A 12,979-nucleotide genomic window follows, 5' to 3' on the forward strand; every position below is an offset into this window, starting at 1 on the left:
TCACCTCCCGTAGACCCGCTCGCCCGGCGGCCAGCGGGTGATCGTGACGGGCAGGTACGAGACGCTCGGCGCTCCGGTCGGGTCGCGGGTGACCAGCGAGTGCGCCAGGAACCGGGCGTCGTCGCGCCGCGGGAAGTCCGTGCGCTGGTGGGCGCCGCGCGACTCCTCGCGCCGCATCGCGCAGGCCACGATCGTCTCGGCGACGTCGAGCATGAAACCCAGCTCGAGCGCGGCGACCAGCTCCGTGTTGAAGGCCCTGCTGTCGTCCTCGACGACGGCCTTGGCGTACCGCTCCCGCAGCTCCTGGAGCTTCGCGGCGCCGGACAGGAGTGCCCCGGCGTCCCGGAAGATCCCGGCGCAGCCCTCCAGGGTCTGCTGCATGTCGGTGCGAACGTCGGCCATCCGCTCCCGGCCGTCGCGTGAGGTGAGCAGGTCGCGTTCCAGCCGGCGGCGTTCGTCGGCGGCCTGCGTCTGCACGGCCCGCGGGGGGCCGGTGGGCTGCGCTGCGGCGAACTCGGCGGCCGCGATGCCGGCGCGTCGGCCGAACACGAACAGTTCGGGGAGCGAGTTGGAGCCCAGGCGGTTGGCGCCGTTGATGCTCACGCACGCCACCTCGCCGGCCGCGTACAGCCCCTGGAGTCCGGTGGCGCCGTCGAGGTCGGTGTGGACGCCGCCCATCATGTAGTGCTGCACCGGCCGGACCGGGATGAGGTCGTGGACGGGGTCGATGCGCTCGTACTGCAGGCACAGCTCGCGCACGAAGGGCAGCTTGGCGTCGATCACCTCCGGGCCGAGGTGGCGCAGGTCGAGGTACACCACCGGCCCGTACGGGGTGTCGACCGTGTTGCCCTTCTCCTGCTCGTGGACGAACGCCTGGGACAGGCGATCGCGCGGGCCGAGTTCCATGCTGCGCAGCACCGGTGTGGGCGACGGCGTCCCGAGGTCGTAGTCCTGTAGGTAGCGGTAGCCGTCCTTGTTCAGCAGCCAGCCGCCTTCGGCCCGGGCCGCCTCGGTGATGAGGATTCCGGTGAACGGCAGGCCGGTCGGGTGGTACTGGACGAACTCCATGTCCTTCAGCGGCGCGCCTGCACGGTAGGCCAGCGCCATCCCGTCACCGGTCTTGATGTTGCCGTTGGTCGTGAACGGGAAGACCCGCCCGCACCCGCCCGTGCACAGGATCACGGCTCGCCCGGTGATGGCCTCGATCAGCCCGCTCGCCAGCTCGACGGCGACCACGCCGTGTACCCGGTTCTCGTCGACCAGCAACGTGGTCACGTACCACTCGTCGTAGCGCGTGATCCGCTCGTACCGCAGCGAGGTCTGGAACAGCGTGTGCAGCAGGTGGAAGCCGGTCTTGTCGGCGGCGAACCAGGTGCGCATCTTCTTCATACCGCCGAAGGCGCGGACCGCGATCTCCCCGTCGGGCCGGCGGCTCCACGGGCAGCCCCAGTGTTCGAGCTGCAGCAGCTCGAGCGGCGCCTCCCGCACGAACGCCTCGACAGCGTCCTGGTCACAGAGCCAGTCGCTCCCCGAGACCGTGTCGTACGCGTGCTCGTCCAGCGAGTCGTCGGCGGCGATCACGGCCGCGGCGCCGCCCTCGGCCGAGACGGTGTGGCTGCGCATCGGGTAGACCTTCGACACGACCGCGACGTCCAGCCGCGGGTCGGTCTCCATGATCGCGACGGCCGCCCGCAGCCCGGCGCCACCGCCTCCCACAACCACCACGTCGTGGTCCGCCATGGTCCGTCCTCGGCTACTCGGCGTGCTCGGCGGACAGCTGGTTCAGCAGCATCCGGCCGTCGTGCCGGACGATGCGGGTCCGGCAGCTGCCGTCGTGGAACTCGTGCACGATCTCGCGGCAGCCGCAGGCCCAGTTGACGTCGTTGCACACGATGCCGGAGCCGTCATCCTCGTGGTAACGGCTTCCGCCCACCTGCTTCCCGCAGGGCGCCCGTTCCTTCGTGAAGGCTGTGCTCGTGCCGACCACGACGCACCTCCTCGCTACCGGGCCGATCGCCTCCAGACGCGGCGCGAGGGTCGTGGTGGGGGTGAACGGCCGTGAATGACGCGTTCGTCCCACATGGCACCGCTCCGGGGAAGTCGAGTCAACCCCGAATCCCGTCGGCGTCGCCGTTTGTAGTCGCGTGAGCCCGAGGGCGTGTCACTGCCTTTCTGGCACAGCGCTGCGCCCGCCTCCACCGCCCACCAGCACGTGCGTTGCGTTGCGTTGCAGGATGCTCACGCCCCCGCCGCCGTGACGTGCGCCTCGTTCGCGAAGCGGCTGCGTGGGCGGGAGAGCCCCAGGTGCTCGCGCAGCGTGCTTCCGGTGTACTCCGCCCGGAACAGTCCGCGCTCGCGCAGTAGCGGCACGACCCGGGAGGCGAACAGTTCGAGCCCGCCGGGGTAGAAGGGCGGCATGACGTTGAATCCGTCGGCGGCGCCGTTTCGGAACCACTCCTCGATCGTGTCGGCTACCTGCTCCGCGGTGCCGGTGACGGCCAGGTGGCCACGGGCGCCCGCGAGCCGGTGCAGCAGTCGCCGGACGGTGGGCCGCTCCCGTTGCACGATCCCGGCGACCACCTGCAGCCGGGACCGGGCGTTGTCGGTGACGTCCCCGGCGTCATGGAACAGTTCTTGCGGGACGGGCTTGTCCAGCGCGGCTTCGCAGAGCCGCACGCCGGTGAGCTGTTCGAGCAGGCGCAGCCCGTACTCGGGCACGGTCAGCTCGTTGAACTCGCGTTCCAGCTCGCGCGCCGCGGTGTCGGTGTCGCCGATGAACGGGCAGATCCCGGGAAGGATCACGATCTCGGACGGGGCCCGGCCGAACCGCGTGGCCCGGTCCTTGATGTCGGCGTAGAACGCCTGGCCGTCCACCAGCCGCTGGTGGGCGGTGAAGATTGCCTCGGCGAACCGGGCGGCGAAGGAGCGTCCCTGGTTCGACGCACCCGCCTGCACCAGCACCGGGCGGCCCTGCGGCGGGCGTGGCACGTCCAGTGGGCCCCGCACATGGAACAGGGGGCCGGTGTGGTCGGCCGGGTGGATCCGCTCGATGTCGGCGAACCGGCCGGTGGCCCGGTCGAGCACGATCGCGTCCTCATCCCAGCCGTCCCAGAGCTTCGTGACCACGTCGAGGAACTCGCTGGCCCTCGCGTAGCGGTCGGTGGGATCGGGGTGGACGTCGAGGCCGTAGTTGGCCGCGACGACCTCCGAAACGGTGGTCACGACGTTCCAGCCGGCTCGGCCCTTGCTCAGGTGGTCGAGCGAGGCGAACAGGCGTGCCAGGTTGTAGGGCTCGTAGTAGGTGGTCGACGCGGTTGCGATCAGCCCGATCCGTGAGGTCGCCGCGGCGATCGAGGCGAGCAGTGTGATCGGCTCCAGCCCGCCGACGGCGTTGTAGGCCACGTTGGAGGTGAGGGCGGGGATGTCAGCCACGAACACCGCGTCGAAGGCCGCGTCCTCGGCAGTGCGGGCGAGCTGGTGGAAGTAGTCGGCGTCATGGATCCGTTCCGGCTGGGTCGAGGGATGGCGCCACGCCGCCTCGTGGTGCCCGGCAGGGAAGACGAACGCGTTCAGATGCAGTTGATCGGCCATAACTCCTCCAGCGGGAGACTCGCCGCTCGATTCGCAGCATCCGTTTGACCGTACGGACGTGATCGCGCCACGCCTACAGAAAATGAAAATCATCACCATGAATGGTTTCTATGGCTCCCTCTCGGATCGCGAATCGGATGGCGGAAAGTCGATCAGCTTGCTGCTCCATGCCCGTTGACGCGAGGTGTCTCCTCGGAGCCGCGCTACCGAGGACGACCTGGGGCGCCTGCTCGACACGACGCTCCCGGACGGTGATCTGCGCCGCGTCAGGTTCGCGCACGAGTTCGCCAACCTGGCCGCGATTGTCATCCGGCTACCGCGGATCGCATCCGCAGGCTGTTCGGTCTCCACGTGCTTGCCCGGGAGAGGTGAAGTGCCTCGTCATCGATTTGATCTTGTGTCCGAGAGGGGACTTGTGCGCTAACCACACGCCTTGCCTGAGGTTGCTCAGGCCCGAGACCGCCGTAACCGGCGACTCCACTCCTTCTACAATCTCAGCATGATTTGCTGGTCGGGGAGCCTCGGGGAGATTGTTTTTGGCTCCGTTTGATAGGTCCTCGATATCGTTGTCGTCACGCTTCATTTCGTTGCATCCTCGGCTGGGAGGTCATCAAGCGGCTCAATCGCGAGAAGATCGTAGGACAGCCCGATCATTGAGCTGCGAATACGCGGTGACTCGTCGGAGAGCATGTCCGGCAGCCCCGGGTGCAGTTGCCGCGATCACGATCTGGACCGACCGGGGGCCGGCCGTCGAGTACGGCTCCACCGGACGCGGCGGGCCTGCACATCGACTTCGGGACCGCCATGGCGACGCTCCTGCTGGTACCACACGAGCGCGGAGCATGACGCCGATCAGGCGATGACTCCGGCAGAGCGGACCGATCCAAGGGATGGGCTTTTACATAATTCCCGGAGTCGCCGGCGCGACGGAGTAGCCGCGAGCGGATCACGCGGTTGTGAGGCCAGTCATTCCGTCGAAATAGCTCAGAACAGGCCCGCTCTGTGGAGCCTGACGGCGATCCGTCGAAGAAGCCGCAACAGGCGGGGGGGCCCGGACGGCGCTCACTAGGCTGGTCGGCGTGCCGATGACCGCCAAGTACGCCACCACATGCAAGGTCTGCTCGTCGCGCATCAGTCCCGGCGAAGAGATCGGCCGGTCCGGTGCGGCCTGGGCACACGCTGCCTGTGCGACGCCGGAGGCGGCCGGCTCGGCACCGAGGACGACGGCGAACCGGCCGAAGCGCACGACCCAGCGGCCGGAGATGCCCGCAGCCGAAGGGGCGCTGGAGGTGTGGACCGACGGGGCGTGCTCGGGCAACCCCGGGCCGGGCGGCTGGGCTTGGGCCACCCGGGACGGGCGGCAGGGCAGCGGCGGGGAGACGCCCACCACCAACCAGCGCATGGAGATCCGGGCCGCACTCGAGGCGGTGCGCGCGCTGTCCGGGCCGCTGGTCGTCGTCAGCGACTCGACCTACGTCGTGAACTGCTTCCGCGATGGCTGGTGGCGGGGGTGGCTCGACCGGGGATGGGTCACCAGTGCCCGCAAGCCGGTCGTCAGCCGAGACCTGTGGGAGCCGTTGGTCACGCTGTTCAACGAGCGCGGCGACGTGTCGTTCCGCTGGGTGAAGGGCCACTCGGGCGACCAGATGAATGACCTGGTCGATGCGCTGGCCGTGGAACAGACCCGCACCGTCGCCTGAGCGACACATGCCGCCCGTCTCGATGCGTTGGTTGCCCCGCAGGTAGGGCAATGGTGACGACGGCCGTCCATCCGGCCGCACGGATCGCCGCTCGCCCGTCAGCTCGCGTGGTGCGTCGGGGCCGCCGACAGCGCCTCCGTCAGCAACGCGACGAGCGTGACCAAGGAGTGTGTCCGAGGGGGAGTCGCGCACTGACCACACGCCTCGTAACAGATCGAGCGTCGTGATCACCAGCCGGTGTGCGCATCCTGCTCGCCCTCGTACACCGCGAGGTGACAACGACCGATGTGGCGCCCCTCGACTCCACCGTCAGGAGTCGACCGGGTTGCCGCGTGGCACCGGCTGATCGCTCCAGCCGCTCTGAGCAAACGCCCATCACGTGCGACGTTCCGGAGATCGAGATCAGCACGGGCGGGCCCGAGCCCGGCGAGCGCCGGCGACCGCGGAGGAGCAACTGCACCGGCGGCTCCGAGACAAATTGATTAGCCCATCGACGACATCGTGCGGTGATCAGGGTGATCTTGACCGGTACATGTTGTCCAACTTGCAGAGGGGGGCGTATGGAGTTCCAGACCCGTATGAACCCTGACGAGACCTCACAGCTGGGAGCAGCGCCATGGAGGTAGTGGTCTTCGACCTGGTGCCGTACGCAGAGCACGTCGAGCACCTCAAGCAGGACGATGGGGAGCTTCCATGGCCGCTGGCCAAGCGGTACTTCGATCCCGCGGTTGCGGTCCGCACCTATGCGGAGCATCTCGACGCCTGGGAGGAACTCGATCGGCTTGGTTACGACGGCGTCGGGTTCAACGAGCACCACACCTCTCCGTACGGGTTGATGAACTCGCCGAACCTGCTCGCAGCATCCGCGGCGCAGCGAACGACGCGGCTGAAACTGCACATTTACGCCAACCTGCTGCCGCTGCACGACCCGATCCGGCTGGCCGAGGAACTGGCGATGCTCGACTGCCTGTCCAACGGGCGGATCGTGGCCGGGTTCGGGAGAGGAATTCCGCGCGAGCACGCCGTATTCGGTGTACCGATGGCCGAGTCGCGACCCAGGTTCGAAGAGGCTGCCGAGATCATCCGCGGGTTGTGGACCGAGGAGGTCTTCTCCTTCGAGGGGAAGTTCTGGTCCTGCCGTGACGTCGCCATCTGGCCCCGCCCGGTGCAGCAACCGCACCCGCCGATCTGGGTTCCGGTCACCAGCAGCAAGGAGACCATCGAGTGGGCCGCCCGGAACAACGTGTCGATCACGCCGGGCGTGGAGCATCCCGGCCTGCGCGCGGACGTGCTCCGGCACTACACCGACTGCCTGCACGAACACGGCCGTGAGCGGACCGCCGAGCACGTGCACCTCTCGATGAGCCCGTACGTGGCCGACAGCAAGCAGCAGGCGATCGACGAGGCGGGGCCGTACCTGCGTTACTTCAACCAGACACTGTTCAGCCATGGCAACATCACCGAACACGACCTGCAGCGCAAGGCGGGCTACGTGAGCGACTCGTCGCTCGACTACGTCCGGCCCGAGAACCTCCCCGCTGCACAGCGCGCGCGGGCCGACTTCCGCAATCTGACCCTCGACGACATCGCCCAGCGGGCGCAGCAGTGGCCATGGGGCACCGCGGACGAGGTCACCCAGCGGATCATCGACCACGCCGACGCCACCGGTGCGGGCCGGGTGCTGGTCAACCTCAACCGCGGTGCGATGCCTCAGGAGCTGTTTCTCAGTCAAATTCGGCGATTCGCCAAGGAGGTGTTACCCGCGCTGCAAGCCCATGACGTCCAGGTGCGCCAGTGAACCGAGAATGGTGTGATCACGATGACTACGAGCAATGGCCGCTCGATGTATCCGTGGGTAATACTGGGTCTGCTGACCGCGTTCTGGGGGCTGGTCGGGCTCAACCGGGTCGGCATCGGATTCGTGTTGCCGGCCATCCGAGACGAGTTCGGCCTCGCGTTCTGGCAGGCGGGTCTGCTGGTCTCCGGGACTTCGTTCACCTGGGCGATCAGCAGCTGGCTGTCCGGGTGGCTGTCCGACCACTATGGACGGCGGAGGGTTCTGCTGCCCGGCGCCTTCCTCGCCGTGGGGGCGACCGCCGCGATGGGCGGGACGTGGAACTTCTGGTCGCTGTTCGTCGTCCGGGAGTTCGTCGGGATCGGTGACGGAGTCGGGTGGCCGAACTCGCAGGCGGTGCTCGCCGCCGAGTTCCCGGCCAAGCGGCGCGCCTTCGTGCAGTCGGTGTTCACCATGGGCTACCCGCTGTTCGGCAGCGTGATCGGCGCGATCGTCATCACGCAGATGGCCGAGACCCTCGGGTGGCGGTCGGCGTTCGCCATCATCGGTGGCGTCTTCTTCTTCGTCGTGCTGGCGCTGTATTTCGTCATGCGCGAACCGCCCCGGGCCGGCGTGGCCACGCGGGAGCGATCGAAGCCCGACTGGCGCAAGCTGGTCGGGGTGGTCCGGTACCCCAGCGTGGTCGTCCTGATGATCATTCAGGCCGCCGCGCTCGGCTGGCTGCAGGTCGGCGTTGCGTACAACACGCTGTTTCTGACCGACGAGATCGGCGTCAGCCTGGTCACCGCGGGCACCATCCTGTCCGTCTTCGGTATCGCCGGGGTGGCCGGCACCCTGCTGCTGCCGTATTGCTCGGACTTCACCGGCCGTAAACCGGCGATCTTCTTCGGCGGCGTGCTCAGCGGCGTGTTCATGCTGCTGTTCGCGGTCGGCGACTTCAGCGTGGCGGCTGCGGCCACGTTCCTGGCGCTGAGCTCGTTCTTCAACGGCCTGATCATCCCGCTCGCGGCCGCCACCGTGGTCTCCGAACTGCTGCCGGAAGACGAGCAGGGTTCAGCGATGGGCTCGATCAACTTCGCCGGCGTGATTGTCGGTACCTTCCTGATGCCGATCCTGGGCGGCGTTCTGGCCGATAACTTCGGCCTGCGGGCGGCGATATTTCTCGCGGCCGGCCTCATCACGGCATCCGGCGTCGCAGCGCTGTTCCTCCCGGAGACCGCCCCGCGGGTGCGGGCGCGCCAGGGGGCACAGGTCGCGGCCAGGGACGTGGCCGGCACCTGAGCTTGATTGTTGAGTTGCTTGCCTGGCGGTGCCGTGGCTCGTCGCCGCGGCCCGCGACGCCCTGGTCACCCCGGGCGGCGCGGTGACACGTCGCTGCGCGAGCCAGCTTCCTGCTCGCCTCGGCGAGCGGGTGGAGCCACACCGCCCCGGGCGGGGTCCAGTCTCGACGGGGTGGGTGCGGTGTTCAACGAGGCACGAAGTGCGCTCTCCGCACGCTCTCGCCTACGCAGCGGTCTGCGCGTCGCGACCGCGACACCCGACTCGCTGCTGCGGGCCAGCCTGCAGTCAGGATCCTGGAGCAGGAAGATCCCGGTCAGTCGAGGTTGTGGGCCAGAACCTCGACTGAGGACAACCAGGACCCCGAAGTGTCACGCAACTGGTAGCTCACAATTCCTCGACGTGGGCGCTGGTCCACGGTGGACCAAGACAAGCGGGTGATCACGCAGACGCGCCGACCCCTCTCGAACACGCTCTATGACATGTCAGTCATTGTCCCGTGTAACTGCCGCCGAGCCGGGCAGCTACAGCAATATGCCCCTCAGGGGTTATTGCCGAGCGGCATGGAAATGGTTCAGTATTGAGCGTAGTGCGCGGCGACTTCCTGCTGTGATGGACGATCGTCGGACTCAATTGGTCCCGGTGAACTGCGACTGCTGTCCCAGCCCCAGGTTCGAGCGGTGTGTTGCTGCTTGGCCCGTTCCTATGGTGTGCGGCGCATTCCCGCGAGCACACCTACGCCCATTTCGATGCGAAGGATGCGCGCTGAAAGCTGCCGCTGTGACGGCGCCCAGGACGCGAACATCGACGGCGAGGCTGATCTGTCGGGTCATCAGTGGAATGAACAGTTCGGAAGTGCGGTGAGCGTGCGATCTCCAGCGCGGAGGGTCACGTCATCGGCCGACCACTCGGCCACTGGTAAATCGAAATCTGCGCAGACCGCGAGCAACCGTCGTTCAGGGCGCCAGTCCACATGGAGGAATGAATCGTGCGTCACGATGGCATCCGACCTGCCGATGGTAGAGGACCGCAACGGCTCCCAGTCTCGAGGCGTCAACCATCCCCCCTTTCGGCTCACAATGGTGGTGCGGTTGTCGATAGATGGATCGAAATCCAGTGGTTGGTCGGAAACCGGGCGACGATGGCGTTGATCCAACGGACTTATGGGCCCGGGATCGAGCGTCGCGCGGCCATTCCGGTGCAGGGAGTATGGGATCGCATGGAACAGTGGAAGGCGAAGTACGATTACGGCGAGAGTGTTGATCCCACTGATTTGCACCCCGAGGAGCGTGCTGCCGACATGTCGCTCCGACTCAACCCCATGTGGTATCCACTCAAGGAATTTCCCAGGAAGCTGCTCCTGTTCCACTCACCCTGTCGACACCTATATAGATGTCTCCATTGTCGGCGACGGTGAAAATCCATCTCGCAGGCGGGGTCACCCAACGGTTGCAGCTCGCTTCGAGTCCGACGGGAGGACCACAATTGGTTCTGCTCGCATTGCAGGGCATTTGGAGTGGAACGAAGAGCGGGCGATTTGAGGTAACCGACGCATCAGGTCGCTACATGAGCCCCGACGCGCGACCTATTTTCAGTGCGACGCAGAACGACACCAACCCCAGGCATCTGAACAACGTGGCGCGACGTATGAGTTCCCAGCTCGACGTGGAGATTCACGCAGTAAGATATGATTAGGGACTGTAAGAATAACGGTGTAACTCCGATCGAGGAGACTGGCACCTGTGTCTGACGTGATGCCTGAGCAAACATTGCGCCGGCTGGCCGGTTGGACGCTGCCGACGAGCAGCTGATTGCCTCCCGGCCGCCAAGGCCGGGCTCCGTAGCGGCTGGTCGTAGGCCGCGGCTCGACAGGGCAGCTGCATCAGGGCGGGCGCCCGCCGCACGGGTGCCGGGTCGTCGACGGTGGGCCGCACCCGAACCCGCGCAAGGCCGCAGAGCAGGGCTTCCGGCGGCGGGTGCCTGGCCTCGGACGGCCACACCGTGCACGTCGTGGATCCTGTCCCATCGCACGTCGAACCGGTGGCATCGCTGCCCGGGGTAACCGCGGAGATCGGTGACGCCCGACGGTTGCGAGCCGCGAACGCCAGCGCGGATGTGTCCTGTTGCTGGGCCCGCTGTACCACCTCATCGACGTAGCTGATCCCCGCACAGGCACTCGCCGAGGCCTGCCGCGTTCTGCGAGCCGGTGGGCGCTCGTCGCTGCCGGGATCTGCCGCCACCTCTCGCTGCTGGAGGCCGGCAGCAACGGGCATGTCGAGCCCGCTCTCGAGCCGTCAGTGACGACCTGCGTGAATGGCGCAGAACCGGCCGCTCGATGCGGTCAATCCCACGCAGTCCTCGATGCGATCCATGTCACGCCCGGCCGAAGCGGCACTTGCCTTACGAGCCCAAGATCCGCAGACCCGATCGTTCACCGAGCGTTGGCTGACGAGGTACTGGCTCTGAAGAGCTTGCCGGGGCCCGGCAGATCTGACGGCGTAGAGCCTATCGGAGCGTCGGCAGGCGTCCGGACGGGTAGCCGCGATGCCCGGTGCGGTGCATCCTTGGTTGGTGGCGGAGTACGCACGGAGTCCGTGGCCCTCGCAGCCCTGGACCCCGCGGCACATGCGCGACAACCGCGAGGGCAACGAACGCGGTGGCGACGAGCGCGCATCGAGGCATCAACTGGCACCCCAGGGTGGCCGTATGTCTCCGGAGATGGTGGCTCTGCAACGAAGCGTGGGCAACAGGGCCGTGGTGGAGATGCTCCGGCGGGCCGGGCACCATTGGGCGCAGGAAGAGCATGGGCACGGGGCGGATCGGGATGCAGCCGTGCGAGACATCCAGCGCTCCGGCCGTTGCCCCCTCGATGTGTCGACCCGCACTGACGTCAAGGGCCGGTTCGGCGCGGAGTTCGCCGGCGTCCGCGTCCACGACGACAGCGCTGCCGCGGCCTCCACGGGTGAGCTCAGGGCCCTTTCCCACGCCTCTGGCAATCACGTTGGCGTGGGTGGAGACACCGGCGATGTATCGACACGATTTATCCAGCAGCGTGAGGATCGGGTCGCTGGCACCGTCTATGGTTCTTCGGACCGCTTTGAGCTCGAGACTGGGGTCACCACCCGCACTCTGGTGAGTCGTCCGAGCGTGATGAGTGGTCTGGCTCCTTCGCTGTCGATCGATGTCCAGCGCGCCAGTGGGGACAGTCATTTACTCGACACGATCTCCTACAGCAGCGCCGTGAAGCGGAAAGCTGATGACGACCATGCGGAGGCCGCTGATTACCGCCGTGCACTGAAGAACATGCTCGCAAACTGGGCCACTGAAGGCATCGAGGCGGACCAGTACAACATGATGGTTGCAACTGGAGCCAATTGGGAGGGCTGGCCGGAGGGAGATCAAGAGGGTCGGTCTTTCGTTGCTGAACAGTCGCTGTCGAACGTGACCGCCATGGCCCGAGAACTCGGGCCGGACGACGGGTGGCGCGAACCGGTACGCCGAAAGATCGAGACAGCGCTCAAGCGGAGGGTGCTGCATCATTACACCACCAGGGACCGCGTGGAGGTCATGCTCGGTCAGGGCGACACGGGTGAGTTGATGTCCAAGAGAAAACTCGACCAAACGGCCCCTGGCGCCGAGAACAACACCCTGGCAGACGAGGATGACCTGGCCAATCATGGTTTTGTTTTCTTCTTCATGGAGAAGGCTGGCGCCCCCTTCAGGAACACCAGGTTCGGCAATGGGGGAAGTGGCTCGGCGCGCATAGCCGTACCTCTCGATCGCTTGGTCGAGAGTGGCTGGATCATGCTCAACGACCTCTTGTTTCCGGAGTACCCGGCTGTACGCGCCGACCCGCAGGGTAACCTTCTGTCCTACGGGAGCGGGCAATCCGAGGACCGTATGAACTCGCCCGAGAAGAAGATGGACGCGGCTCGCACTGGGCTTTCACTGTTCTGGGGAGAACGCGGGGACGACGACGACCGCGTAGAGGAGCTCGTCTACAACCTGTCCGAGGCACTTGCGGCCGACTCGCACTCGATCAGTCCTGATACCATCACGGATATCACGTCACTGGCCGCACTGAGCGTTGATACCAACAGAAATGCCGAATACCGCGGTCTGGTCGATGGGATCAGGCGCGAATTTGCAAGGAGCGTACGGTTCGGCAGTCAGGTTCGAAGGTCCTATTCTCGCGGCATCTTCCGTGGCCCTTCCAAGATGTACTACATGTCGGGTGGCGCCCCAGGAACTTCGAGGCGGGAAGCGGAGGATCGCGGCGAGATCAAGGAATATCAAGAGTACTTGGACGGGAATATCCTGGCAGGGCCCCACATTGTTCCCGGCCTCGCCGCCCGCGGTATACTCGAGATTGCGCGCATTGAAGCACAAGGCGGTCACGAAGCCCTGGTGAACGGATTGACAGCCATGTCGGGTGACGATCTGGTGGATACGCTCCTCAGAGACTTCATCCGGCCTCAGGCGATGCTGCCTTGGTCGGTGTGTATCGCGAGAGGCGATGTGCAGTACCCGACCGGGCGATCACGCCGAGCTTGATCTTTAACCTGTGCGCTTGTTGCCGTGCGGTCGTGGTGAGGTCGCGTGTGGTGGTCTTTCC

Annotated in this window: 7 protein-coding genes; 4 read left to right on the forward strand and 3 right to left on the reverse strand. The window is 66.5% G+C overall.

Annotation, left to right across the window (positions count from 1 at the left end; all coding sequences use genetic code 11):
• The 3 genes from frdA to MMF94_RS05520 form a co-directional block, all read right to left on the reverse strand.
• Positions 1-1,740, reverse strand: coding sequence for a fumarate reductase (quinol) flavoprotein subunit (gene frdA, locus MMF94_RS05510; RefSeq protein ID WP_241035168.1), 1,740 nt, complete (start codon positions 1,738-1,740; stop codon positions 1-3).
• Positions 1,741-1,753: 13 nt separating this feature from the next.
• The gene (locus MMF94_RS05515; RefSeq protein ID WP_241035169.1) at positions 1,754-1,987 is read right to left on the reverse strand and encodes a hypothetical protein; all 234 of its coding nucleotides are present in this window, start codon (positions 1,985-1,987) and stop codon (positions 1,754-1,756) included.
• A gap of 251 nt (positions 1,988-2,238) precedes the next feature.
• Positions 2,239-3,591 (reverse strand): LLM class flavin-dependent oxidoreductase, encoded by a 1,353-nt coding sequence (locus tag MMF94_RS05520; RefSeq protein WP_241035170.1) that lies wholly within the window; start codon positions 3,589-3,591, stop codon positions 2,239-2,241.
• A 1,085-nt stretch (positions 3,592-4,676) separates the two neighbouring features.
• Here MMF94_RS05520 and MMF94_RS05525 point away from each other — a divergent pair.
• From MMF94_RS05525 to MMF94_RS05540, 4 genes are all read left to right on the forward strand, one after another.
• The gene (locus MMF94_RS05525; RefSeq protein WP_241035380.1) at positions 4,677-5,291 is read left to right on the forward strand and encodes a ribonuclease H family protein; all 615 of its coding nucleotides are present in this window, start codon (positions 4,677-4,679) and stop codon (positions 5,289-5,291) included.
• A 616-nt stretch (positions 5,292-5,907) separates the two neighbouring features.
• On the forward strand, positions 5,908-7,089 hold the full coding sequence (locus MMF94_RS05530) for an LLM class flavin-dependent oxidoreductase (protein WP_241035171.1): 1,182 nt from the start codon (positions 5,908-5,910) through the stop codon (positions 7,087-7,089).
• A gap of 21 nt (positions 7,090-7,110) precedes the next feature.
• On the forward strand, positions 7,111-8,367 hold the full coding sequence (locus MMF94_RS05535; protein ID WP_241035172.1) for an MFS transporter: 1,257 nt from the start codon (positions 7,111-7,113) through the stop codon (positions 8,365-8,367).
• 2,622 nt (positions 8,368-10,989) lie between these two features.
• Positions 10,990-12,918 carry an eCIS core domain-containing protein gene (locus MMF94_RS05540; protein WP_241035173.1) on the forward strand — a complete coding sequence of 643 codons (1,929 nt, stop codon included), beginning with the start codon at positions 10,990-10,992 and terminating at the stop codon, positions 12,916-12,918.
• Positions 12,919-12,979 lie beyond the last annotated feature (61 nt).

It is taken from the genome of Pseudonocardia alaniniphila, from assembly GCF_022524485.1.
Taxonomy (GTDB): Bacteria; Actinomycetota; Actinomycetes; order Mycobacteriales; family Pseudonocardiaceae; genus Pseudonocardia; species Pseudonocardia alaniniphila.